At 49.2% G+C, this 23,622-nt stretch carries 21 protein-coding genes; 11 read left to right on the forward strand and 10 right to left on the reverse strand.

Features of this window, described 5'->3' with window-relative positions; all coding sequences use genetic code 11:
• Positions 1-42: 42 nt before the first annotated feature.
• From EWA64_RS04700 to dapA, 3 genes are all read right to left on the reverse strand, one after another.
• A complete protein-coding gene (locus tag EWA64_RS04700; RefSeq protein ID WP_061893416.1) occupies positions 43-3,117 on the reverse strand; it encodes a DUF748 domain-containing protein in 3,075 nt (1,024 codons plus the stop codon).
• 240 nt (positions 3,118-3,357) lie between these two features.
• Positions 3,358-4,377, reverse strand: a complete 1,020-nt coding sequence (gene bamC / locus EWA64_RS04705; protein WP_061893417.1) for an outer membrane protein assembly factor BamC — start codon at positions 4,375-4,377, stop codon at positions 3,358-3,360.
• Positions 4,378-4,425: 48 nt separating this feature from the next.
• Complete coding sequence (gene dapA / locus EWA64_RS04710; RefSeq protein WP_061893418.1) at positions 4,426-5,304, reverse strand: 4-hydroxy-tetrahydrodipicolinate synthase; 879 nt, start codon at positions 5,302-5,304, stop codon at positions 4,426-4,428.
• A gap of 308 nt (positions 5,305-5,612) precedes the next feature.
• Between dapA and EWA64_RS04715 the strand changes: the two genes are divergently transcribed.
• Both EWA64_RS04715 and bcp read left to right on the forward strand, forming a co-directional pair.
• On the forward strand, positions 5,613-6,155 hold the full coding sequence (locus EWA64_RS04715) for a glycine cleavage system transcriptional repressor (protein WP_061893434.1): 543 nt from the start codon (positions 5,613-5,615) through the stop codon (positions 6,153-6,155).
• Positions 6,156-6,170: 15 nt separating this feature from the next.
• A complete protein-coding gene (gene bcp, locus EWA64_RS04720; protein ID WP_061893419.1) occupies positions 6,171-6,641 on the forward strand; it encodes a thioredoxin-dependent thiol peroxidase in 471 nt (156 codons plus the stop codon).
• Positions 6,642-6,696: 55 nt separating this feature from the next.
• On the opposite strand, the gene EWA64_RS04725 is transcribed toward bcp, so the two are convergent.
• Together EWA64_RS04725 and EWA64_RS04730 are read right to left on the reverse strand one after the other, a co-directional pair.
• Entirely contained in the window at positions 6,697-7,764 is a 1,068-nt protein-coding gene (locus EWA64_RS04725; RefSeq protein ID WP_061893420.1) for an AI-2E family transporter, read from the reverse strand.
• Positions 7,757-7,996: a sulfurtransferase TusA family protein gene (locus EWA64_RS04730; protein WP_039439883.1), complete on the reverse strand. Its 240-nt coding sequence runs from the start codon at positions 7,994-7,996 to the stop codon at positions 7,757-7,759. The genes EWA64_RS04725 and EWA64_RS04730 overlap by 8 nt, the downstream gene beginning before the upstream one ends.
• A gap of 185 nt (positions 7,997-8,181) precedes the next feature.
• On the opposite strand from EWA64_RS04730, the gene bepA reads away from it, so the two are divergent.
• The 4 genes from bepA to EWA64_RS04750 are packed head-to-tail and all read left to right on the forward strand — an operon-like array spanning position 8,182 to position 11,020.
• Positions 8,182-9,636 (forward strand): beta-barrel assembly-enhancing protease, encoded by a 1,455-nt coding sequence (gene bepA, locus EWA64_RS04735; protein ID WP_061893435.1) that lies wholly within the window; start codon positions 8,182-8,184, stop codon positions 9,634-9,636.
• A gap of 16 nt (positions 9,637-9,652) precedes the next feature.
• The gene (gene arsC / locus EWA64_RS04740) at positions 9,653-9,997 is read left to right on the forward strand and encodes an arsenate reductase (glutaredoxin) (protein ID WP_061893421.1); all 345 of its coding nucleotides are present in this window, start codon (positions 9,653-9,655) and stop codon (positions 9,995-9,997) included.
• Positions 9,998-10,003: 6 nt separating this feature from the next.
• Positions 10,004-10,573, forward strand: coding sequence for an NAD(P)H:quinone oxidoreductase (gene wrbA, locus EWA64_RS04745; RefSeq protein WP_061893422.1), 570 nt, complete (start codon positions 10,004-10,006; stop codon positions 10,571-10,573).
• Entirely contained in the window at positions 10,574-11,020 is a 447-nt protein-coding gene (locus tag EWA64_RS04750) for a DUF2069 domain-containing protein (RefSeq protein ID WP_039439877.1), read from the forward strand.
• A 79-nt stretch (positions 11,021-11,099) separates the two neighbouring features.
• Here the strand turns inward: EWA64_RS04750 and EWA64_RS04755 are convergent, their stop codons facing one another.
• Positions 11,100-12,272 carry a DUF2066 domain-containing protein gene (locus EWA64_RS04755; protein WP_061893423.1) on the reverse strand — a complete coding sequence of 391 codons (1,173 nt, stop codon included), beginning with the start codon at positions 12,270-12,272 and terminating at the stop codon, positions 11,100-11,102.
• Positions 12,273-12,509: 237 nt separating this feature from the next.
• Here EWA64_RS04755 and EWA64_RS04760 point away from each other — a divergent pair, with 237 nt between their 5' ends.
• A complete protein-coding gene (locus tag EWA64_RS04760; protein ID WP_061893424.1) occupies positions 12,510-13,769 on the forward strand; it encodes a uracil-xanthine permease family protein in 1,260 nt (419 codons plus the stop codon).
• A gap of 80 nt (positions 13,770-13,849) precedes the next feature.
• Here EWA64_RS04760 and upp read toward each other — a convergent pair whose 3' ends face one another.
• On the reverse strand, positions 13,850-14,476 hold the full coding sequence (gene upp / locus EWA64_RS04765; RefSeq protein ID WP_039430243.1) for a uracil phosphoribosyltransferase: 627 nt from the start codon (positions 14,474-14,476) through the stop codon (positions 13,850-13,852).
• Positions 14,477-14,653: 177 nt separating this feature from the next.
• On the opposite strand from upp, the gene purM reads away from it, so the two are divergent.
• The 3 genes from purM to EWA64_RS04780 all read left to right on the forward strand — a co-directional run bounded on the left by purM (position 14,654) and on the right by EWA64_RS04780 (position 17,944).
• Entirely contained in the window at positions 14,654-15,694 is a 1,041-nt protein-coding gene (gene purM, locus EWA64_RS04770; RefSeq protein ID WP_061893425.1) for a phosphoribosylformylglycinamidine cyclo-ligase, read from the forward strand.
• A gap of 140 nt (positions 15,695-15,834) precedes the next feature.
• Positions 15,835-16,476: a phosphoribosylglycinamide formyltransferase gene (purN, locus tag EWA64_RS04775; protein ID WP_061893426.1), complete on the forward strand. Its 642-nt coding sequence runs from the start codon at positions 15,835-15,837 to the stop codon at positions 16,474-16,476.
• 136 nt (positions 16,477-16,612) lie between these two features.
• A complete protein-coding gene (locus EWA64_RS04780) occupies positions 16,613-17,944 on the forward strand; it encodes an IS4 family transposase (RefSeq protein ID WP_061893439.1) in 1,332 nt (443 codons plus the stop codon).
• Between the two features lie 35 nt (positions 17,945-17,979).
• Here EWA64_RS04780 and EWA64_RS04785 read toward each other — a convergent pair whose 3' ends face one another.
• A complete protein-coding gene (locus EWA64_RS04785; protein ID WP_039439865.1) occupies positions 17,980-18,825 on the reverse strand; it encodes a class II glutamine amidotransferase in 846 nt (281 codons plus the stop codon).
• Positions 18,826-18,864: 39 nt separating this feature from the next.
• The gene (gene lpcA, locus EWA64_RS04790) at positions 18,865-19,440 is read right to left on the reverse strand and encodes a D-sedoheptulose 7-phosphate isomerase (RefSeq protein ID WP_039433482.1); all 576 of its coding nucleotides are present in this window, start codon (positions 19,438-19,440) and stop codon (positions 18,865-18,867) included.
• 344 nt (positions 19,441-19,784) lie between these two features.
• On the opposite strand from lpcA, the gene fadE reads away from it, so the two are divergent.
• On the forward strand, positions 19,785-22,229 hold the full coding sequence (gene fadE, locus EWA64_RS04795; RefSeq protein WP_061894912.1) for an acyl-CoA dehydrogenase FadE: 2,445 nt from the start codon (positions 19,785-19,787) through the stop codon (positions 22,227-22,229).
• 141 nt (positions 22,230-22,370) lie between these two features.
• Here the strand turns inward: fadE and EWA64_RS04800 are convergent, their stop codons facing one another.
• Positions 22,371-23,621: a TIGR03503 family protein gene (locus EWA64_RS04800; protein ID WP_061894913.1), complete on the reverse strand. Its 1,251-nt coding sequence runs from the start codon at positions 23,619-23,621 to the stop codon at positions 22,371-22,373.
• Position 23,622: the final 1 nt, after the last annotated feature.

A 23,622-nucleotide genomic window follows, 5' to 3' on the forward strand; every position in this document is an offset into this window, starting at 1 on the left:
AGCCGCTAAGGCCAGTGGCTGTGCTTTCACTAGGGCGAAGCGTTAGTCTGCGCTGACTGAGAGTTCTACCGCACTCTCTTCGCTGCGCAGTTGCGTTTTACTGTCGAGCAGAAAAACCCTTTCTGGTGCCAATTGAGCCTCATCCACCAAAAACGCTTTGACGGCTTTAGCGCGTGCTTCAGCCAGATTGCTCAATTGATTTTTGCTGATCTCTATGGAGTTTAGCAGTTGATTATAAAGACCGATCATGAGAGTGGTTTCCACTTGTTCCGCTAACACCGCCTCCTCACCCGCTTTTTCAGCCAACTGCGCGGCGACTTTGCTGCGTTCTTGATCGATATCCAAGGATAACTGAGTCTCAGCCAGAACGATTGCCGCTTGAGACAGGGGCTTAGATTCAGAGAGTCGACTGGCACTAAAATCGCTCGGCAGCGTCTCTAAGTTACTTTTTTGCAATAACATCTGCTGTAACTGCTGCTCGGCTAGCGCTTTACTGTCTTGCGCGAGTGCCACTGAAGCGGCCACGCTAATTTTTAGTTTGGGACGCGATGACAAGGCTTGGGCGAGCGTACTGAGGCGCTCTTGCTCCTTCGCGTTTAACGTCGATGAGCCAAAGTCAAAGGCAATGAGATTGAGCTCCTCATCGGCGCCAACCAAGTCCGCTAGCAGTGAAAACGGCGCACTGACCGCTTTGACAATCACATTGCTGATCGCTTGCAAAATAATACCGCCCACACTGAAGTCTGGGTCGTTGACATCGCCAGACACTTGCAAGCCCAGATCGATGACTCCGTCTTTGTCTTGCAACAAGGCAATCGCCAAACTGATCGGCAGACTGGTCGCAAGATCCGACTCGCTGGGTTTACCCAGTTGCAGTTGATCAATCACCAAATGATTGTTCCCGAGCAATTGGTCCTCTTGCAATTGGTAATTGAGTGCCAGCGTCAGTTGTCCCTTGTCGATGTAATAGCCCGCATAAGTGCCCGAGTAGGGATTCACCGAGGTTAATTCAACACTTTTGAACAGTAAATCAAGATCCAAGTAAGGCTTTTCAATCAAAGGGTTGATTTCCCCCTTGAGTGTCACTGGCGCATACCTATCAATTTTTCCGCTAATATCGACCTGCGCTTTAGTGCCGGGCGTTGAAGAGAGATGGCGCACATTTCCTTGTAAAGCTTCAATGCCAGATGCAAAATTTGGCGTCAGCGACTCATCAGCAAAATAGGCGGCCCCATTGGTAATGGTGATGGCTTGAATGTCGATCGCCAGCGGCTTGGACGCAGCAGAGGCTTCATCGCTCTGCACACTAATGGCCGTTCCTTCTTGCGTCTCGCTCTGCTGGACAAGCAAATGACCAATGTTGGTCTGCTTATCTTGCGCAATCATCACTTTGGCGTAAGGCGCGTTAAAATGGATGGTCTGAATGTCCAACGCATGCTGTTGCGCATCGAAATGGAGCGAATCTATCGCCATCTTCTGCCATTTCACCAACGGCTGATGGTGCATGCCATCTTTAAGCAGCAGTTGATCGATCGCCAATGTGCCTTGATAACTTGCTTTTCCGTTGGCATCTGCCTGATAACGGCCTTGGCTGGACAATTTTCCTTGCGAGAAATCGATATTCACATATGGCGTCAGATACGGTTGCAATTGAGTGAGGTCGAGCCCTTCAATTGCCATCTCCCCTTGTACGCTCAGCGCTTTCGCATCAAAACTGCCTCGGGTGGTCACCTCGCCGCGCGCCGTTTGTGGCAACGCCGCCATGCTAGAACTCAGCCCTAGTGACAACTCGTAATCAACCGCAGCATTGAGGTCGCTGCTTATCGGCCCAGCAACAAGCGACAGTGGATAAACACGCCAGAATACTCCTGAGCTTTGCGCTTGTTCCTTGAGATTGAGGTCTGTTTCACTTAATGAGAATTGAGCAAGACGAAGCAACCAGGCACTATCAACGTCGCTGTTGTCCTCGACAGCGACGGCCTCTTCCTTGGCGGCGGGCTGATTCTTTAAGCGAAACAAACGTTGCAGATCGAGCCCTTGCTCGGAGAACTCGGCGTCAAGCCAAAGCCCTTGCAGATCAATCGCAGCAATATCAATATCCTTCGTTTGGCTGCTGAGCCGGATATCCTGCACGGCCAAACGAGGCAACTTGATTTTAGCCTGCTGCGCGGAGCTGACCGTCAGGTCGCTCAACTGAAGTTGCCCATCACTGACTGCAAACTGAAAATCTCCCCCTGCTTGCTGTGCCAGATAGTGGGCAGAAAAGTTAACCACGCCATCGGTGACCGCCGCATCCATCTGATCTTTGGCAAATGGCCAAAACGGTGGCAACGTTAACCCTTGCAGCTTAACCGTCCCATCGACCAACAAAGGTTGCAATTGAAACTGGCCACTGAGTTGCAACTCACTCTTATCTGCTCCCTGAATAGCAAAAGCGTACTGATTGACCTGTGTTTGGTTGGTCGGCTTCGACGACTTTTCCGCCGGTACAAGATGCATCGATTGAGTGTCGAACTGCTGCAAATGCAAGTTGAGCCCTTGATAGTTCAATTGCGCCCCGGTTAACTGGTCTTGAAAATGGAACTGCCCACTGGCGATTTCTATTTTTTCGATACGTAACGCGGGAAGGGAGGATTCTGTACTTTGCGGCGATGGTGGTTGAGCTTGCTGCGTTTGCTGAGCCAAACTGTCCAAGATGTCACTGAAGTTAAAGCGCACTTGGTTATCTTGTTGCAGACGCTGTATGCGCACTTGAGGCCCAGAGAGCGTGATGTATTCTAGCGTCGGCGTCAGAGTGAATAGGCTGCGCCAAAAACTCAATTGCAGCTCTAAGCGTTCAAACTGACTGAACGCTTGCACGCCATCGGCTTCTTGCAAGGCAAAACCGTCAACACGCACCCGCAACAAAAATGGGTTGATAGCGACTTGGTTGAGTTTCACTTCACGACCTAGCTGCTGAGCCAGCATCGGCGGCACTTTACTCTCTATCACCGTTGGTAGGATGACACCCAAACTCAGCGCATACAAAGCATAAGCGAAGAGCAGATAAATGGTATAACGGATAGGTTTGGCAACGCGGGTGAAGCGCTGAAGTAACTGCATGAGTTTGCTAGGCATGGCGAAGTCGGTGCTCTTGTGGCAATTCGGTCTGAGTTTTAATTCTACACAAAATTGCCATTATGAGCGGAATTGCAAACTAGGTTACATCACACTTTTGTCTTTCATCACCGTATCGTTCCTATTGCCAACAGACTGTGACAGCCATTTGTCAGCAATCGCAAAGCTAAAAAAGCCGAATGTATGTCTACACTCGGCTTTTCAATCTTCACGTCAACAAAAGGTCTCGTTCGCTGACGGCTACTCTTGCTTAGCCACGGCGGCCAATACTGGAGCGAGGGATTTTAGTAGTTCCTCTTCCACGGGCTTACCCGAAGAGTTAGTCACGTTAATGGAGGTTCGGTTACCCAAATCCCCAAACAAAAACGTGTAGGTTCCTGACTTGAGCTCCATCGGTTTCACACCAATCTCATTCCAAAACTCATCATCAGGTGATGCATACTTGGCTTTTAGCGTCCCTTGAGACTGGTTGCGCTCCTCGATACTAAAACCGATACGCGGCAAAATCGTCGGCAAACGCTGCCACAACACATTGTATGGCGTGCGTGCAATAATGACTGGGAATCCGCTGCGATCGCTGCCCATGGTAATGGGGATCTGTTTGACCAACTCTTGCGCTTTACGCTGTGCTTCGTCCCGCTTGTTTTGATCATATTGCGAGGTGACGAGATTGGTCATAAAGACGTTGTAGCGCTCTTTATTGGTTAAGGTGACCGGTTTTACTTGCGTACCTTCTCGCCAATCAATCAAGCTGATGCGAAAGCCGTAGCGATTGTTGGCTTCAAAACGGTCAACTGAGTAACGGCTGCCGATATCGGTCTCTTCATCTTCCGCTTTCCAGACCAGCCAGCCGGTCTCAATATGCGTCTCAGAGCTAGTTTGAATTGGGATTTGACGCTCAGCCAACATATTTCGAACTGTCTGCCAAACCTCTTCCGCTTCTTCTTGCTTGATCAGCCATAGCGTGATCTCACCTTGGTTGCGTTCATAACGCGCGCCTGGGATCAATTCCAAAATCTGCTGTGGTGGACGAATGTCGACCTCTTGACCTATCCCACCGGAAAAATTCCCCTGCGGAATGTCGAAATTGGGGTAGAACTGCGCCGTCGCGCCGTCGGGGAGATTCCACGTTTGTAAATCAGCGGTTTCCAGATAGGTAAAATCGTCTTTCGCTTGACGACGTTGAGTTGGGCTATTTGAACAAGCAGTGAGCACTAAAACAGCCAGCGAGCTAAGCACTAACTGACGAGAAAACTTCATTGAAACTCCTAAAGCGCCGGAGAATGCTCCGGCGTTACTACATCTATCTTAGAAAATACCAGCGTCGGTCATTGCTTTGGCTACAATTGGCTGCGCTTTTTCTGACAACTCAGTCAGCGGTAAACGAAGGTGACCACACTCAATTAAGCCTAGCTGTTGCGCTGCCCATTTGACTGGAATTGGGCTTGACTCAACAAACAGGTTCTTATGCAGTGGCATTAAACGTTGGTTGATAATTTCCGCTTCTTCAAAACGACCTTCTCTTGCTAAACGGAACATGTCTGCCATGTCTTTCGCCGCAATATTATTGGTTACAGAAATCACACCTTGACCGCCGAGCTTAACAAAATCCAGCCCAGTCGCGTCGTCACCACTGAGTAAGATAAAATCTTCGCCACAAAGTTCACGGTGGAGGGCAACTCGTTTTAAATCACCAGTCGCATCTTTAAGCGCGATGATGTTATCGATCTCAGCCAAACGCGCCACCGTTTCTGGCAGCAGGTCAACCGCCGTGCGGCCCGGTACATTATACAGAATTTGTGGTACCGTGCTGACTTCTGCAATGGCTTTATAGTGCAGATACAAACCTTCTTGAGTTGGTTTGTTGTAATAAGGAGTGACACTTAGGCAGGCATCGATACCTGAATCGTTCAACAAACGACTGAACGTGACCGATTCATGGGTGGCATTGGCCCCCGTACCAGCAATGACAGGGATTCGACCATTGACGAATTCGACCGTTTTGTTAACTACTTTAACGTGCTCTTCCACAGTCAAGGTAGAAGACTCGCCTGTGGTCCCAACAGCCACAATACCGTTTGTGCCAGCCGCAATATGATATTCAACTAACTTTTGTAGACTATCGAAATCTACTTCGCCATCTGGCTTGAACGGCGTGAGTAACGCAACGATACTTCCTGATAACATGTCTTTCTCCCTCATTTGATTCTTCATGCATGGTACTGTAAGGCGATTGAAAAAAACAAGAGCACAAACTCGCTTCCTGAGTACAAGTGAATGAATATTTGAATTGATATGGCTTTCTGTGACTTTCCCTTGAGGAAAAGGGCTCTCGAGCTCGACTATAGTTACTTAAGATGGCCCTCTTGTCAGCGCTTGGTGAAGAGTGGTCGATGTTTCTGCTTTGCATAAAAAAACGAACTTACTCGACATTTTGTGCAAACGGATATGCTACCATCCTGCGAAAAATGAAAATGAACAATAAGAGCAACGCTATGACTCAACATCTGGTAATTACTGCTATGGGTACCGACAGACCGGGGATTTGCAACCAAGTCGTGCATCTGGTCACTCAGGCAGGGTGCAATATCATTGACAGCCGCATTGCCATGTTTGGCAATGAGTTCACCTTGATCATGCTGCTCTCCGGCAGTAGTAATGGCATTGCCAGAGTTGAAACCACCCTGCCATTACTCGGTCAGGATCAAGACCTGATTACCATTATGAAACGCACCTCTCCGCATAACCCTTTGAGTAATTGCTACACGCTGGAGGTGTTTATCGAATCAGATGATCGCGTCGGCCTCACCGAACAGTTCACCCAGTTTTTTGCTGACAAACAAATTGGGCTGTCGATGCTCAGTGCTCAAACCATTGACAAATCTCTGGTGCAGTTGGAGAAAGATCAGTTCCACATTGCGATCACTGCGTCGGTCAACAGCGAATGCAACTTAATGCAACTACAAGAAGACTTTAATGATCTTTGTACCAAGCTCAGCGTACAAGGCTCACTCAACTTCATTAAAAACACACTATAAAAAGGAAGCCCGATCATGAATACGCTGACAGCAGGCATGCCAGCTCCCGCCTTCTCTTTGCTCGATCAAAACGAAAATACCGTCTCTTTGGCCGATTTCAAAGGCAAGAAAATCCTGTTTTACTTTTACCCCAAGGCCATGACACCAGGCTGCACCGTACAGGCCCAGGGACTGAGAGATGTAAAGGCCGAACTTGACGCGCACAACGTGGTGGTATTAGGTGTCAGCACCGATCCGGTGAAGCGTCTCGGTAAATTTATTGAGCGCGACAACCTCAACTTTACGCTCTTATCGGACGAAGACCATCAGGTCGCTGAACAGTTTGGCGTGTGGGGACTGAAGAAATTCATGGGAAAAACCTACGACGGTTTGCACCGCATCAGTTTCTTGATCAACGAGCAAGGGATTATCGAGCAGGTGTTCGACAAGTTCAAAACCAAGGATCACCACGAAGTGGTTCTCAACTACCTTAACGCGCAAGGCTAGCATCAAGGTATTGCAAACTAGAATGAATAAGCCCGGACATTAACCGGGCTTACTTTTATTCTATCGCTTCTTGCCCTTCTTGGCTTGGCAACGCTTTCCACACCGCTTTGACTAATGTCGCCAGCGGAATAGCAAAGAAGACACCCCAAAATCCCCAAAGCCCACCAAATACCAACACGGCAACAATAATCGCCACCGGATGCAGGTTCACCGCTTCAGAAAATAGTACAGGCACCAATACGTTACCATCCAGTGCTTGAATAATGCCGTAGGCAATCAGCAAAGTGTAAAATTCACTAGAGATCCCCCACTGAAAGAGTGCCACAATCGCAACAGGCACAGTGACAGCCGCAGCGCCGATATACGGGATGAGTACCGACAGGCCGACCGCGACAGCAAGCAGCGCCGAGTATCTCAGATTAAGTACTGCAAAAGTGACGTAACTGACACCACCAACAATCAAAATCTCCAGAACTTTGCCACGAATGTAGTTGGAGATCTGCTCGTTCATCTCATGCCACACTTTGTTGGCCAAACGGCGGTTCTTCGGCAGCAACCCGCTGGCCATGCTCATCATTTCATCTTTATCTTTGAGCAGGAAGAAAACCAATAGCGGCACCAAGATTAGATACACCGCAAGCGTCGCGATGCTGATCAAAGAAGCGAGCGAGCCTTTGACCACGCTTTCTCCCATACCCAACACTTTGTTTTTCGCGTTGGTAGCAATCGACTCCACAATCTGTAAATTGGCCAACTCCGGGTAACGCTCTGGCAAGGTAGCGATAAACTTTTGCAAGCCGGTGTACATGCTAGGAATGTCATTAATCAAGTTGCCGACCTGAGTCCAGATAGTTGGAATGAGGCCAAACAACGCCACCAGCATGATACCGACAAACAGCAAGATCACTGTCACGACCGCGATGGTACGAGGCACACCGAGACGACGCATTTGTGCCACTGGCCATTCAAGCAAATACGCAAGCACGATGGCGACCAACAGCGGAGCAATGAGATGCCCAAAAAAGTAGATGGTGATGAAACCGAACAGCAAAATGGCGACTAAGCTGGCAGCATGAGGATCTGAAAAACGTCGCTTATACCAGCGGCTTATCATTTCAAACATCTGACGACACATCCTTTTTGAAAATACGTAGGAGATAAAAGTCGGACTTTACCTGAGTTTCAACCTCAAAGCGCTGGGCTTGCAAATATCTGACAATATCTTGCAGGGAACTTTGATCTGATATCAGAATAACTGATTGACTTCCTTTAACTAACTCTGCACTGTGGCGCTTAGCCAACAACAAGGCCATTGGGCAACGATGCGCTCGGAGATCCAATTGTGTGGGTTCCATTATTTTGTCCGTTGCTTATCATAGGCGTGTTATTGTAAAGCGTTTTTTTGCCGGTGCCAGCTTTTCTCCAAGTTTACTCCGGCGTTTTGTCACTTCGTGTGTGCTTTCTTTACTGATTATTTACGAAACCAATTTTATGCCCACGGGTCTTAATGTTGCAGCCATATGGAGACTCAATGATTACTATGTTAAAACGCGCTCGCAGCTTGCTAAGCCTCTCTATCGCCATGAGTCTGGTGACCCCGGCACCGCTTTTTGCCAACACGTTAGATCTACCAGACATCGGCACTGCTGCCGGTGCCACTTTGTCGATTGACCAAGAGCTCATTTATGGCGACGCTTACATGCGCATGCTGCGCAGCAGTCAGCCGATCATCAATGATCCTGTCCTCAATCAATATATCGACACACTCGGCCATCGCTTGGTTGCCAATGCCAATGACGTCAAAACCCCTTTCCGCTTTTTTATGATTCGCGATCGCAATATCAACGCATTCGCTTTCTTCGGCGGCTATGTGGCACTGCATTCTGGGCTGTTTTTGCATGCTCGTACCGAAAGCGAACTGGCCTCCGTGATTGCCCATGAAATTGCCCACGTCACTCAGCGACATCTTGCACGCAGTATGGAGGAACAAGCGCGACGTTCCCCCGCGACGTTAGCGGCCTTGGCTGGAGCTTTATTATTGGCGATCGCCGCACCAGAAGCGGGAATCGCAGCCATCACCGCCACCACAGCAGGATCGATGCAAAGCCAAATCAACTACACCCGCAGCAATGAGAAAGAGGCGGATCGGTTTGGCATCAACACCCTAGCCAAAGCGGGTTATGATGCCCAAGCGATGCCACGATTTTTCTCTCGCCTTGCCGATGAGTATCGCTACGCCAGCACGCCGCCACCCATGCTTCTGACGCACCCCTTACCAGAAGATCGCATCACCGACAGCCGAGCCAGAGCGCAAAGCTATCCTCCGCTGCGCGAGATGCCCTCGTTGGACTACCATTTGGCTCGGGCGCGCATCGTCGCGCGCTACGCAGGCATCGATTCTGATGCCGCAATGGACTGGTTTGCTCGTACACAAAAGAAGGCCGATCCTGCGCTCAAAGCCGCATTTGAATATGGAAGAGCTTTGGTCCATCTCGACAAAAAAGAGCTTACCGAAGCGCAAGAGATTTTACTCAAGTTAAGCGCAGCCGATCCCAACAACGTCTTTTATTTGGACGCGCTTGCAGACCTCTACATCGAGCAGAAACAAGCGCCGAAAGCGGCAACTATGCTTAAAAGTGCGCTCGAACGCATTCCCAACAACCCGGTGCTGACGATAAACTACGCCAACGCATTGCTTGAAGCGGAAAAAACCGCCGAAGCCGTTCGTCTACTTCAGCGCTACACCCATGATAATCCTGAAGATACCAATGGATGGCATTTGCTTTCGCGCGCCAACATCAGCCAAGGTAACAGCGGTGAAGATTTGGCGGCGCGAGCAGAGATCTTGGCGCTGCAAGCCAACTGGAACAAAGCAATTCAGTACTACACCCAAGCCAGTCAACTGGCCACTTTGGGTAGCTTAGAACAAGCGAGGTATGATGCGCGCATTGATCAACTGATGGTGCAGCGCGATCGCTTCCTCGCCTTACAATAATGAAATGGAGAATGTCATGTCAGTCGTTATCTACCATAATCCTCGCTGCTCAAAGAGCCGCCAAACGCTAGAACTGCTTGAGCAAAATGGGGTAACTCCCGAAGTGGTGAAATATCTGCAAACGCCTTTGGACATCGAGCAGTTACAAACCCTTTTCGCACAACTTGGCCTGGCGTCCGTACGAGATATGATGCGCACCAAAGACGATCTCTACAAAGAGCTGCAATTGGCCGAAGCCAGTGATGAACAACTGTTCGCCGCCATGGCGAAGCATCCTGCGCTCTTCGAACGCCCAGTGGTGGTTGCAAATGGCCAAGCGCGCATCGGTCGCCCGCCTGAAGCGGTTTTGGAGATTCTATAACTGCCAATGAGTACACATATTCTCATTCTCTATTACAGCCGCCACGGTAAAACCAAACTGTTGGCGCGACAAATCGCCCGTGGCGCCGCCTCCGTAAACGGATGTGAAGTGACTTTGCGCACCGTAGCAGAACTGACTGCGAGCTCACAGCAAGCGAGCGATCCTGTGGTTACTCTGGACGAGTTGAAGCAGTGTGACGGGCTGGCGATGGGCAGCCCGGTGTGGTTTGGCAACATGGCGGCACCACTGAAACATTTTTGGGACCAAACCAGCCACTTATGGCTCAATGGCGATCTGATTGACAAGCCTGCCTGCGTGTTTACCTCTTCCTCCACCATGCACGGTGGGCAAGAAACTACGTTACAGAGTATGATGACCCCCCTTCTGCATCACGGCATGTTGATCTTGGGTATTCCCTACTCTGAACCACTGTTGCATCAAACCCGCTCTGGCGGAACACCTTACGGTGCGAGCAGTGTCGGCCACGAAGCCACCTTGACCACAGAAGAGAGCCAACTGGCACAGCAATTAGGAAAACGTCTGGCACAGATCGCCAGGAAACAAAAGGAGTCGTAAATGTCCTCACTCTCTATGGGCGCCAAGACGCGCCGCTTTCGCTATTTGGCGCTGTTTGGCAATTTAGCGCTACTGGCGTGGGTCGCCCTGTGGCAACTGGCTCTTTCTCCGCATCCACATTTGAGCAGCACGGCGTTAGCGATCGCTTGGTGTATTCCTTTACTGCTGCCGCTTCCCGGCATTATTGCGGGAAAACCTTACACGCACGCTTGGGCTAACTTTGTGTTAATGCTCTATTTCCTGCATGCGTTAACCATCTTGTATGTGGATGGCGGTGAAAGGTGGCTGGCTTTGGTTGAACTGCTGCTCACCGCACTTGGCTTTGCTGGCAATATCCTGTATGCCCGCACGCGCGGCCAAGAGCTAGGGTTGAAACTGCAAAAACTGTCGCAGATCGAAAAAGAAGAGAAAGCCAAGTTTGGCAACGAGAAAATGGGTAAGCAGTAGTTGTTCTTACTGCTTAGCTTAAATGCAAAAACGCCAACTAAGTTGGCGTTTTTTAAATCCAAAATATCTTAATGGGATTCTAAGAGCGACCTTGCCACTCGTACACCAAGGGATCGCCATTGGGTAGAGGCTCAGCAACGGTTTCGGTAACGCTGATATCTTGTGCTGGCAGGGTAATTTGCGTTGACGGAGCCGCGCCCTCTTCAGGAGAAAGGGCTGCCGGATCTGAGTCCAATGTCTCTTCCTCTACCGGGCTCGATAGCGGGTCGTCAAACTTCACCACACGTGGCAACTGTTCCGCTTCTTTTTCAAATGCCGCTTGCGAGGCGAGCAAGTGAACACGCAGAGTCAGCTCATTACCTTTTATTTTAAGAATGTCGAGGCTTGCCACAGAATTGAGCGCAGTTAACGCTTTCTCTAAACTAAAGAAGTCGATGGCATTATTGATATTGAGAAATTTCACCACAACTGATTGCGAGGATTCACCAGATACCAGTACAGCACTACGCTTGGCATAAAAGTCCGCAATGGTATTGATTAGAGTTGCACTCGCATCCTCACCGTTTGCCGAACCTGTCATCGGCACTTGGTTTGCCGTCTCCATCACTTCTGGCGGTTGATCGTATAAGCTCCAGCGTAACTGATTGCCTTGCGCGCGAATCACCAACACGCCATCAACCGGATAGCGTTGACTGGCACGACTGATAGGTTGCACAAAGCCGCCCCACAGATCGGAAATGGCAATGCCCGTAATATCATCAAAATCACCGATCGGCATAGTGAGTGGCAAACCGCGCTCGCGAGCCGCAGATTTTAGCCCATCAACGACACTGCCGCCGGAGTGCTCCCAGACGATCGCGCGGTCATAATTTTGCTCTTCCACCAACCAAACCAACAAGTTATTGCGATTTTCCGACCAAAAAGGCAATTGCGCCTGAGTCAGTAAGGCACGGATCTGCGCGCTATTAAAGAGCAGCTTCACTGACGTCTGCTCACCAAGCTTACCGTAGCTAAGCTGGGAAATATAACGTGCGCTTGCTTGCAGCGCTTTACTCACCACCGGGTTGTTCACCGAATCGACCGAGCCCGACGCCCTAACAATCACTTGCTGCATCGCTTGCTGACGAGCCAGCTCTTCACCATTGCTTTTTTCAGCATCAATAGCCACTTCAGCACGATAAATATCAACCTGGGTCAACGCGTAGACCGGCAAAGCCAACCAGCCGATCATCAATAAAGCTAAATAGCGCATACTTTTCCTAACTTACTGCGTGGGAAGTAAGATGATAAGCAACTATCAAACCATGAGCAAGAAAACCGCAGAGATTGGCTCTATTTCTTTGTTTAATGAAAAATCGCCACACGGTTGCATAAGATCTCAGCAAACAGCACCATTATTGGAAAAAATTGATCAAAACTAGTTAGCAATCGTTTGCAAAGTGATAGAATCCCGCGAATTTATCTGCATATTTGTTAATAGGGAACCTTTATGAAAAACGCGATACAGGGCGCGCAAATGTTGTTTGTCGCCTTTGGTGCCTTGGTGCTTGTGCCTTTGCTGACCGGACTTGACCCGAACGTCGCTCTGTTTGGTGCAGGTGTCGGCACATTACTATTCCAACTGATCACCCGCCAAAGCGTGCCTATTTTCCTTGCCTCTTCTTTCGCTTTTATCGCTCCCATCATGTTCGGTATCCAAACTTGGGGGATCGGGGCAACCATGGGTGGCCTGATGGCGGCGGGATTTGTTTACATCATTCTTGGCGCTTTTATCAAGATCCGTGGCGTGGAGTTCATTCACAAACTGCTGCCACCTGTGGTGGTAGGTCCGGTGATCATTGTTATCGGTCTCGGCCTGGCCCCAGTTGCCGTTAATATGGCTCTCGGTAAAACCGGCGATGGCGCAGTACAACTGGTCGATGGCAATGCCGCGCTGTGGATCTCTTCCATTTCTCTGCTGGTGACCATCGCCATGAGCGTGTTTGCCAAAGGTTTCCTGAAACTTCTGCCTATCTGTGGTGGCATCGCCGCAGGCTACGCGGTCAGCTTAGGTTTTGGCGTGGTTGATTTCACGCCCGTCGCTCAAGCGGCTTGGCTCGCTATACCAAACTTCACCGCGCCAGAGTTCAATATCAACGCGATTCTGTTCATGATCCCAGTGGCTATCGCGCCCGCCGTAGAACACGTCGGTGATATGCTGGCGATCTCCAACGTGACGGGCAAAAATTACCTGAAAAAACCCGGTCTACACCGCACGATTGCGGGTGACGGAATTGCAACCATCGCCGCTTCTATGGTCGGTGCACCGCCAAATACCACCTACAGTGAAGTGACAGGCGCGGTTATGCTGACCAAAGCGTTTAATCCGGTCATCATGACTTGGGCTGCAATCACCGCCATCGTTCTCGCTTTGGTCGGTAAACTCGGTGCTCTCCTACTCACCATTCCAGTGCCAGTGATGGGCGGCATCATGATTTTGCTGTTTGGCTCAATTGCGACTGTCGGTCTCAATACGCTGATCAAAAACCACGTTGACCTGCACAAATCACGCAACCTAGTGATTGTTGCCGTCACATTGGTGTTCGGTATTGGTGGCATGGCCTTTGGTATTGGTGAGTTCAGCCTACAAGGCGTTAGCCTCTGCGGTATCGTTGCCATCGCACTCAACCTGATCCTGCCACAAGACCTAGGCGAGAATCACGTGGTGGATAATGCGCAAATGGAAGAGGAAGCCGACGCGAAAAGCTAAGCTCCTCTTGTATTTCAGAGAAACAAAACGCCTGACATTGCTGCCAGGCGTTTTTCTTTGCAATCGAGTTTTACTTTGGCTTACTTGGTACCAAAGATTTTGTCACCCGCATCACCCAGACCAGGGACAATGTAGCCTTTGTCATTCAATTTTTCGTCGATTGCCGCACAATACAGTTCAACATCTGGATGTGATTTTTCCAGTGCAGCTATACCTTCAGGAGCCGCGACAAGAACCAGCACTTTAATCTGCTGACACCCTTTTTCTTTCAAAAGGTCGATGGTTGCGATCATCGAGCCGCCAGTCGCCAACATAGGATCGACCACCAAAGCGATGCGCTCTTCCATATTAGAAGCAAGCTTGTTGAAATATGGAATTGGTTCAAGTGTCTCTTCATCGCGGTAGATACCCACAACACTGATACGTGCGCTTGGCATGTGCTCCAAAACGCCATCCATCATTCCCAAACCCGCACGTAAAATTGGCACAACCGTGACTTTTTTACCCTTGATTTGATCGACAGCAACTGGGCCATTCCAACCTTCAATAGTCACTTTTTCCGTTTCAAAATCGGAAGTGGCTTCGTAGGTTAAAAGACTGCCAACTTCCGTTGCCAATTCGCGAAAACGCTTAGTGCTGATATCACCTTCTCTCATCAAACCAATCTTATGTTTTACAAGAGGATGTTTTACTTCAACAACTTTCATGTCTATCTCCGGCAATATAGATAAATTTTAAACAAACTGACCGATTATAAACGATTTCGTCACGAATTTCTCGTCACAAAGCGCAAGAAAAAAACTCGCGCAAACGTTTGCTCTTTATATTCGAGCACTGGTAGAATAGCGCCGTTTTCATATCCAACTTAAAACGAGGACTTCCCCGTGAGTGGTAATAACTCTTCTCTGAGCTATAAAGATGCTGGTGTAGACATCGATGCAGGCAATGCCCTAGTCGAACGTATTAAAGGTGCGGTTAAACGCACACGTCGTCCTGAAGTCATGGGCGGCCTTGGCGGATTCGGCGCACTGTGCGAACTGCCAACTAAATACAAGCAGCCAGTTCTGGTGTCGGGCACCGACGGTGTAGGAACCAAACTGCGTCTCGCTCTGGATATGAACAAACACGACACCATCGGTATCGACTTAGTGGCGATGTGCGTCAACGATCTGATTGTGCAAGGAGCTGAACCTCTGTTTTTCCTTGATTACTACGCGACAGGCAAGCTGGACGTAGATACCGCTGCGGCCGTGGTCTCTGGCATTGCGGATGGTTGCGTACAGGCTGGCTGCGCTCTGATCGGTGGTGAAACCGCGGAAATGCCAGGAATGTATGAAGGCGAAGACTATGATGTCGCCGGTTTCTGCGTTGGCGTGGTCGAAAAAGAAGAGATCATTGATGGCAGCAAAGTCGCAGCAGGCGATTCGTTGATCGCTGTTGGTTCAAGCGGGCCACATTCAAATGGCTATTCACTTATCCGTAAAATTCTTGAAGTGTCTGGCGCAGACAAGAACGAAGAACTGGCAGGACGTACCATTGGTGAACACCTGCTGGAACCCACCAAGATCTATATTAAGTCAGGTCTAAAACTGATTGCTGAACACGACATTCATGCAATTTCGCACATCACTGGTGGTGGTTTCTGGGAAAACATTCCGCGCGTGCTGCCTGAAGGTACCAAAGCGGTGATTGATGGCAAGAGCTGGCAATGGCCAGTCATCTTCCAATGGCTACAAGAGAAAGGCAATGTAGACACACATGAAATGTACCGCACATTCAACTGTGGTGTTGGCCTGATTATCGCTCTCCCGCAAGCGCAAGCACAAGCCGCAGTGAAACTGCTGCAAGAGGAAGGTGAAAACGCTTGGGTTATCGGCGCGATCGCGAAAGCGGAAAGCGGCGAAGAGCAGGTTGAGATTCACTGATCCTTCAGCCGACGGCAAACAAACAGAATGAGGACTTATGTCCTCATTCTGCTATTTACGCCACTAAAAACCCTGAAAGAGTTAGGTATTCTGCCACTCTTTAGCGCAATAAACAGACTCACCAGGACATTGACACCCAGATGAAAAATATCGTGGTACTTATCTCCGGTAGCGGTAGCAACCTTCAGGCGATCCTTGAAGCCTGCCAATCTTCCATCACTAACGCCCAAGTTCGCGCGGTGTTTTCTAACAAAGCAGAGGCTTACGGCCTTGAACGCGCGCGGCAATTTGATGTGGCGACCCATTTTGTTGATCCGAAACCTTTTGCTAATCGAGCGGATTTCGACCAAGTGTTGATGGATAAAATCGACACTTATCAGCCAGATATCATCGTCCTCGCCGGCTACATGCGTATTCTTAGTGGCGAGTTTGTGCGCCACTATGTAGGCAAAATGATCAATATTCATCCGTCGTTATTGCCGAAATACCCCGGATTACACACTCACCAACGCGCCATTGACGCAGGGGATAGTGAACACGGAGCCAGCGTGCACTTTGTGACAGAAGAACTCGATGGCGGCCCTGTCATTTTACAAGCCAAAGTGCCGGTGTTTACGGATGACGATGCCGCGACGCTCGCCGCACGCGTGCAAACTCAGGAACACAATATTTACCCTTTGGTAGTCAAATGGCTGGCTGACGAACGCTTGGTAATGAAAAATGGAGCGGCCTATCTCGATGGCTTGCAGCTTGGCGCATCGGGCTACGCAGCGGACGAATAGTGCAAGTGATTCATTGAAAAGAAAAAAGGTTGCGTTGTGCATAATGCCGATCAGTTAAGAAAAGTTTTTGAGATCATTTGACCGATCCTCAAAAGGCTTCAAAATCCGATATTAGGAAACTAATATCGGATTTTTCATGTCTTTAGAGAGCCAACTTGCGAGTACTTTTCGCTCATGCAATACCTTCCATCACTTTGACAAATACTCTGAAATTCTTAGTCCAGAGCTTATCCAGCAAGGTTTTGAAAAAGCTGGCGTAGCAACAGTTAGAAGAAGACGTTTACCCTTGGAAGCAGTACTTTGGTCCGTTGTTGGAATGAGTCTTTTTCGGCAACAATCTGTTTGGGATATTGCTAACCAACTTGATATTGTCCTACCAGACAAACGGCGCTTTGTTGCGCCAAGTGCTGTTGTCCAAGCTAGGCAGAGATTAGGCGAAGAAGGTGTTAAACAAGTCTTTAAGACGATGGCGGCTCAGAGTTATCAATCTTCTAAATTTGAAACTTGGTGTGGACTCAATCTCCTATCTGTCGATGGTGTCGTTTGGAGAACAGCGGATACACCTGAAAATCATCAAGAGTTTAAAGCACAGCGTAATCAGTCATCTGAAAATATTTACCCTAAGGTACGCATGGTTTGCTTGATGGAGCTTACAAGCCATCAGCTCATCGATAGTGCATTCTCTGACTATCGAACCAACGAAATGCGGCTTGCAGAAGAGCTCATAGAACAAACGCCAGACCATTCTCTGACTATTTTTGACAAAGGATATTACTCTCTGGGACTGCTGAACCGCTGGAACAAAGTCGGCCAAGAGAGGCATTGGATGCTTCCTGTGAGAAAAGACTTCCAGTATGAAGTCGTTCATAGGTACAGCAAGAGTGATGCAATCGTTGCGATTAAAACCACTCCTCAGGCAAGAAAGAAGTTTAGTGAACTTCCTGATGTAGTTGAAGCAAGGCTAGTCTCGAAAATCATTAACGGTAAAGAGTATCAGATACTTACCTCAATGCGTGACGGGTTACGTTTTCCTGGCGAAGAAATTGTAGAGCTCTATCGTTATCGCTGGGAAATCGAATTAGGCTATCGGGAAATGAAGGAAACCTTGCTTGACAGAGAGTATACATTGCGAAGCAAGCGTCCAGATATGGTTAAGCAGGAGCTCTGGGGTATTCTACTAGCCTATAACCTTATCAGGCAGGTTATGACAAAAGCGGCAAGTAGGTTAGATAGTGTCTGGCCAAATCAACTGAGCTTTACGAGCAGTGCTATGGCTGTGACGCAATACTTTGCAGCGTTGCCTTTAACAAGCCCAGGAAAGCTCCCTAAACACTATGAAGTATTACTGGAGCATGTATCCATGTTTATCCTACCACCTCGAAGAGAAGATAGAAGTTATCCTCGATGGGTGAAGTTGAAACCCAAGAAGTACGCGACAAATAGAAAAAATGCCAGTCAGCTTAACTGACTGGCATTATGCGTTGTGCAACCTTTTTATTGTGATTATTCCAGTGGTTCTGTCGGCGCTTGGCAACTGGGCTTTGGCGCAGCAAACGGCACATCCTTAAGTTGTGGCGCATTGGTGATAATCCGTTCACCAAAGTGAAACAGACCATATTCACCGGGCTTCATTCGTTGCCATGCTTCATTGCCCGTCAAAGGCTGAGTAGCAATCACTGAAACCACATCGTTAGGGGTGGTCTCTTCTTGGAAGTTGATCTCCACGTCTTCATCCAGTAAAGCGGCTTTGCCAAACGGGGCGCGACGTGTGATCCAGTACAGATGATTAGTGCAATAGGTCATCACATATTCCCCATCACTCATCAGCATGTTAAACACCCCTTTTTCCTTCAGCACTTCGCAGCATGAAGCCAAATAGGTGAAAACACTTTCCATATCTTGTGGAGTTTCAGGATAGCGTCGCTCTAACTGGTTGAGCAGCCAACAAAATGCTTTTTCACTGTCGGTTTGTCCAACAGGGCGATGTCGACCAGAATCAAGCGTGTGGTAATCGCTCAGTTGACCGTTGTGGGCAAATGTCCAGTAACGTCCCCACAGTTCACGGGTAAATGGGTGGGTATTTTCCAGCGAAACACCACCACGGTTAGCTTGACGAATATGGCTGATCACCGAACAGCTTTTGATCGGATAACTTTGCACCAGTTCAGCGATTTTTGACTCACAGCTCGGTTTGGGATCTTTAAAGGTGCGAAAGCCCTTTCCTTCATAAAAGGTAATCCCCCAACCATCGCGATGTGGCCCAGTTTTCCCGCCACGTTGCATCAATCCCGTAAAACTGAAACAGATGTCAGTGGGGACATTCGCGCTCATACCGAGCAATTCGCACATGCTAAAACAACTCCCTGCAAAGAAGAGGCAAAGCCTCTGTTATTCCATCTCTTTTTCGATCAATTGAATGATGATATGGATGATCTTGATATGCACTTCCTGAATGCGATCGGCGTAACCAAAGTGTGGGACACGGATCTCAACGTCTGCCAGACCTGCCATTTTGCCGCCATCTTTACCGGTTAACGCAATGGTTTTCATCCCTTTCGCTTTAGCCGCTTCAATCGCTTTAAGAATGTTGCCAGAGTTGCCTGAAGTAGACAGACCAAACAACACATCACCTTGTCGGCCGACCGCTTCAACGTAACGTGAGAAGACGTATTCGTAACCAAAATCGTTGCTGACACAAGACAAGTGGCTCGGATCAGAGATAGCAATGCCAGCGTAACCCGGGCGGTTTTCACGGTAACGACCGGTTAACTCTTCGGCGAAGTGCATTGCATCACAATGGGAACCACCATTACCACAAGAGAGGACTTTGCCATCTTGTTTGAATGAATCAGCAATCATTTTTGCTGCCGCTTCAATTTGGGCAAGATTGTGCTCGTCGCTGAGGAACTTGTTCAGAACTTCAGCCGCTTCCGTCAACTCATTTCTAATCAGATCTTGGTACATAAGATGTTCTCTTTTTTTGTTGTCATGTCACGCAATGCGCTCACGTTGGCAGGGCCGCGTTGCTCCCCTGCTCGTAGATAGGCTGAGTTTACCCACAAACAGGAAATTGTGTCGACACCAGAGGGCGAGATTTCGGCGATTTGTAAAGCGCTTTGAGGCGATCTGATGTCGAAATCACCATTGGAATCTCAAATTTAGAATTTTAGCTCTACCAAGATCACTTTTTGCTCAGAATTTGGTTTTACATTTCTTTAATAATTTGATTACACTTAAGCCAACTGGTTCGACCTCTTACCAACCCACAGACGTACCATAAATCAAACAGTCTGATAAGGAACACACATATGGACATCTTGCTCTCTATACTGGCGATGACCGCGGTGCTTGGCTTTACGCTCTATCACCGTCTGTCTCTAACCAAATCCGTTACTCTGCTGACCTTAACTATGCTGGCGCTCACCGTTGCTGACTACGCCAGTTCGGTTGGTTGGCTGTGCTATTTTCTGCTTTTGGCTGCACTTGCTGTACCCTCACTGCGTCAATCGCTCATCAGTGCTAAGGCGCTGAAGCTGTTCAAGCAGGTATTGCCTGCGATGTCGCAAACCGAAAAAGAAGCGCTCGATGCTGGTACAGTTTGGTGGGAAGCGGAGCTGTTCAAAGGCAAGCCAGAATGGGAAAAATTACACGCAATTCCTGCGCCGAAACTGTCGGCTGAAGAACAAGCGTTTCTTGACGGGCCAGTCAACGAAGTGTGTGCGATGGTTAGCGATTACCAAGTGACCCACGAGCTGGCAGATTTACCACCGGAGGTATGGCAATACCTGAAAGATCACAAATTCTTCGCCATGATCATCAAGAAGAAATACGGTGGTCTGGAGTTTTCTGCTTACGCGCAGTCATTGGTGTTGCAAAAACTGACCGGCGTTTCCGGCGTTCTTTCTTCTACCGTTGGCGTACCAAACTCACTTGGCCCGGGTGAACTGCTGCAACATTACGGGACAGAAGAGCAGAAGAACTACTACCTGCCGCGCTTGGCGGAAGGTAAAGAGATCCCCTGTTTTGCTCTGACAAGTCCAGAAGCGGGCTCAGACGCGGGTTCAATCCCAGATTATGGCGTAGTTTGCAAAGGCAAATGGGAAGGCAAAGAAGTCCTTGGTATGCGCCTGACTTGGAACAAACGCTACATTACCCTCGCGCCAGTGGCGACAGTACTCGGTCTGGCATTTAAGCTGCGCGATCCAGAGGGCCTGCTAGGCGATAAAGAAGATCTCGGTATTACCTGTGCCTTGATCCCAACGCACATCAAAGGCGTGGAAATTGGCAATCGTCACTTCCCATTGAACGTACCATTCCAAAATGGCCCTACCCGCGGTAAAGACATTTTTGTGCCAATTGATTTCATCATTGGCGGACAAAAAATGGCTGGCCAAGGCTGGCGTATGCTGGTTGAGTGTCTGTCGGTTGGCCGTGGCATCACCTTGCCATCGAACTCAACAGGCGGCATCAAATCCGCGGCGTTGGCGACGGGGGCCTACTCTCGCATTCGCCGTCAGTTCAAACAACCGATCGGCCAATTAGAAGGGGTTGAGGAAGCACTAGCACGTCTTGGCGGTAACGCCTACGTGATGGATGCGGCGAGCAACTTAACCGTGGCAGGTATTGATCTGGGAGAGAAACCGTCGGTGATCTCGGCCATCGTCAAGTACCACTGTACCCATCGTGGTCAGCGCAGCATTATTGATGCGATGGACATCGTCGGTGGTAAAGGCATCTGCTTAGGCCCATCCAACTTCTTGGCTCGTGGCTACCAAGGCGCACCGATTGCCGTGACCGTGGAAGGGGCGAACATCCTGACTCGTTCGATGATCATTTATGGTCAAGGGGCGATTCGCTGCCATCCTTATGTTCTGCAAGAAATGGAAGCCGCCTATTCGGAGAAATCGGATGCGGTTGAGCAATTTGACGCGGCGCTGGCTGGTCACGTGAGCTTTACCATGAGTAACTTGGTGCGCAGTATTTGGTTTGGTTTAACCGACGGCTACGGCTCTAGCGCGCCAACCAAAGATGCGACCAAGCGTTACTACCAGCAACTGAACCGTTACAGTGCCAACATGGCACTGCTCTCAGACATCTCGATGGCGGTTTTAGGCGGCTCACTGAAACGTCGTGAGCGTTTGTCTGCGCGTTTGGGCGATATCCTAAGCCAGCTTTACTTAAGCTCAGCAACGCTAAAACGCTTTGAGCAAGATGGTCGCCCAGCCGAAGATCTGGCACTGGTTCATTGGGGTCTGCAAGACAGCTTGAAACAGGCCGAAGTGGCCATAGATGAGTTCTTGGCGAACTTCCCGAACAAGGTGATTGGCAAAGCATTACGTGTGTTGATCATGCCATTTGGCCGTGTGCGTAAAGCGCCAAGCGACAAAATTGACAGCCAAGTGGCGCGCATTCTGCAAACACCATGTGCAACGCGCAGCCGTATTGGTCGCAATCAATACCTGCAACCGACTGAGCACAACGCAGCTGGTAAGATTGAGCTGGCACTCTCTGTGATTTTGCAAGCGGAGCCGGTATTTGACAAAGTGTGCAAAGAGATTGGTGAGCGTCGTCCGTTCATGCGTTTGGATGAAGTGGCACAAATTGGTCTGGAACGTAAGATCATCAGTGTCGAAGATGCCGAGCTACTTAAAGAAGCCGAGCAACATCGCCTCTACACCATCAACGTGGATGACTTTGCTCCCGAGCATCTTGCCGCGAGCCAAGCAAGTAAAGTGATGGATAACGTCGCTTAATCTTCACTGCATAAAAAAACCAAGCGGGAGCCATCGGCTCCCGCTTTTTTTGTTAGATCGTATGCTCAGTCCCTTCTCTGACAAGATGGTTTAAAGCCTTTGTCGCAAGTTTCCAACCACTGTTTCTTTGTTTCAAGCCCACTATTTCTTCGGTACTTCCAACTGCATTTCTGGAATCGCTTGGCGCTTCGCGCGGATCTTGCTCCAGACAAACCAACCGATCAGACCAAGAATAATCACCACCAAGTTACCCACCGCGATCACAATTAAACCTTGTTTACGATCTTCTGCGCGTTGCGCCAACATGCGTTGCTCTTCTTCAATACGGCGCTGCTCGGCGAGTTCCGCCTCTTTGGCTTTACGCGCCGCTTCAATATCGACTTCCTTAACCACGCTGAAGGTTTGCTCTGCAATAGGAAAGACAAGCGGACGCTGAGTCGCCGCATCGGTGGCGTACACGTCACCTTTCCAAGAATAAATGCCGATTTGATGGGTGCTGTCTAAGCTCATCTCCGCTTTCAGCGCCTCTTTCTCCGCCTGACCTTGTACATAATTAACAAAAGAATCCGGCGCAGTTTGCTCAATATGCACCGCAAGAGATCCCGGCGCGACCATTCCCTGCTCACCCGAGACAACAAAGCGGTGCGGCTGCCCTTCACGGCGAGATTGAATAAAAGTCGTCGACACCGGGCTCGGATAAACCAGCACATTTTGCTCTTTGGCGCGCAAAAACACCCCATTACCCGAGGTGATTCGTGCGCGGTACTTACCCGGTTCCACTTCAATTGGCAATCGCACAGTAAACACACCATCACCGGGCCTTTCATCCAAACCCTGCCCATCATCGCTAAAATCACCGAGTACCACAGGCACAGGGCGCGCTTCTTTCACCAACTCCTGTTCATTTTCAACGTACTTGGTCAAGGTGACACGCAAGTTCACCCGGTCGAGAAAATCACGCAGCACCAAAGGCTGCCCATCTGATGCTAAACGGGCGGTAAATTTAATCACTTCACCACGATAGAGCCGATTAGGGAACGGATCCGTGCTTAAAGTGAGATGGGAAATTAAACGGATATTATTCTTCGGTGTCACTTTGCCGACCGCCTGCCACGGCCCAGGCATCGGCTTCTCAATCGAAACAATATCCATCGCTGGCTCTTGATACCAACGCACGTTGTCGTAGGTTTTCCACGCATAATATTTATGTCCGTCCGGGCGAACCAACACCACAGGTTGAGACGGGTTTTCACGATAGATAAGAAAAGTGATCTGGTCGATGGTCGGATCAACACGAAAACGGTTATCCAATAAGGACATGGTTGATTCTGTCGCCGCCTGACTCACGCAACTGACCAATAACATGACAACGACTGATAATGTCCTCAACATA

It is taken from the genome of Vibrio cidicii (assembly GCF_009665415.1).
In the GTDB taxonomy this organism is placed as follows: Bacteria; Pseudomonadota; Gammaproteobacteria; order Enterobacterales; family Vibrionaceae; genus Vibrio; species Vibrio cidicii.

Coding starts and splice junctions, on each gene's coding strand:
- EWA64_RS04730 (WP_039439883.1), bottom strand. CDS start 7,996: ATGGAACCCACACAATTGGATCTCCGAGCGCATCGTTGCCCAATGGCC.
- EWA64_RS04715 (WP_061893434.1), top strand. CDS start 5,613: ATGACTCAACATCTGGTAATTACTGCTATGGGTACCGACAGACCGGGG.
- lpcA (WP_039433482.1), bottom strand. CDS start 19,440: ATGTACCAAGATCTGATTAGAAATGAGTTGACGGAAGCGGCTGAAGTT.
- upp (WP_039430243.1), bottom strand. CDS start 14,476: ATGAAAGTTGTTGAAGTAAAACATCCTCTTGTAAAACATAAGATTGGT.
- arsC (WP_061893421.1), top strand. CDS start 9,653: ATGTCAGTCGTTATCTACCATAATCCTCGCTGCTCAAAGAGCCGCCAA.
- EWA64_RS04785 (WP_039439865.1), bottom strand. CDS start 18,825: ATGTGCGAATTGCTCGGTATGAGCGCGAATGTCCCCACTGACATCTGT.
- EWA64_RS04750 (WP_039439877.1), top strand. CDS start 10,574: ATGTCCTCACTCTCTATGGGCGCCAAGACGCGCCGCTTTCGCTATTTG.
- EWA64_RS04755 (WP_061893423.1), bottom strand. CDS start 12,272: ATGCGCTATTTAGCTTTATTGATGATCGGCTGGTTGGCTTTGCCGGTC.
- fadE (WP_061894912.1), top strand. CDS start 19,785: ATGGACATCTTGCTCTCTATACTGGCGATGACCGCGGTGCTTGGCTTT.
- bepA (WP_061893435.1), top strand. CDS start 8,182: ATGTTAAAACGCGCTCGCAGCTTGCTAAGCCTCTCTATCGCCATGAGT.
- EWA64_RS04725 (WP_061893420.1), bottom strand. CDS start 7,764: ATGTTTGAAATGATAAGCCGCTGGTATAAGCGACGTTTTTCAGATCCT.
- bcp (WP_061893419.1), top strand. CDS start 6,171: ATGAATACGCTGACAGCAGGCATGCCAGCTCCCGCCTTCTCTTTGCTC.
- EWA64_RS04800 (WP_061894913.1), bottom strand. CDS start 23,621: ATGTTGAGGACATTATCAGTCGTTGTCATGTTATTGGTCAGTTGCGTG.
- EWA64_RS04780 (WP_061893439.1), top strand. CDS start 16,613: ATGTCTTTAGAGAGCCAACTTGCGAGTACTTTTCGCTCATGCAATACC.
- dapA (WP_061893418.1), bottom strand. CDS start 5,304: ATGTTATCAGGAAGTATCGTTGCGTTACTCACGCCGTTCAAGCCAGAT.
- purN (WP_061893426.1), top strand. CDS start 15,835: ATGAAAAATATCGTGGTACTTATCTCCGGTAGCGGTAGCAACCTTCAG.
- bamC (WP_061893417.1), bottom strand. CDS start 4,377: ATGAAGTTTTCTCGTCAGTTAGTGCTTAGCTCGCTGGCTGTTTTAGTG.
- EWA64_RS04700 (WP_061893416.1), bottom strand. CDS start 3,117: ATGCCTAGCAAACTCATGCAGTTACTTCAGCGCTTCACCCGCGTTGCC.
- wrbA (WP_061893422.1), top strand. CDS start 10,004: ATGAGTACACATATTCTCATTCTCTATTACAGCCGCCACGGTAAAACC.
- EWA64_RS04760 (WP_061893424.1), top strand. CDS start 12,510: ATGAAAAACGCGATACAGGGCGCGCAAATGTTGTTTGTCGCCTTTGGT.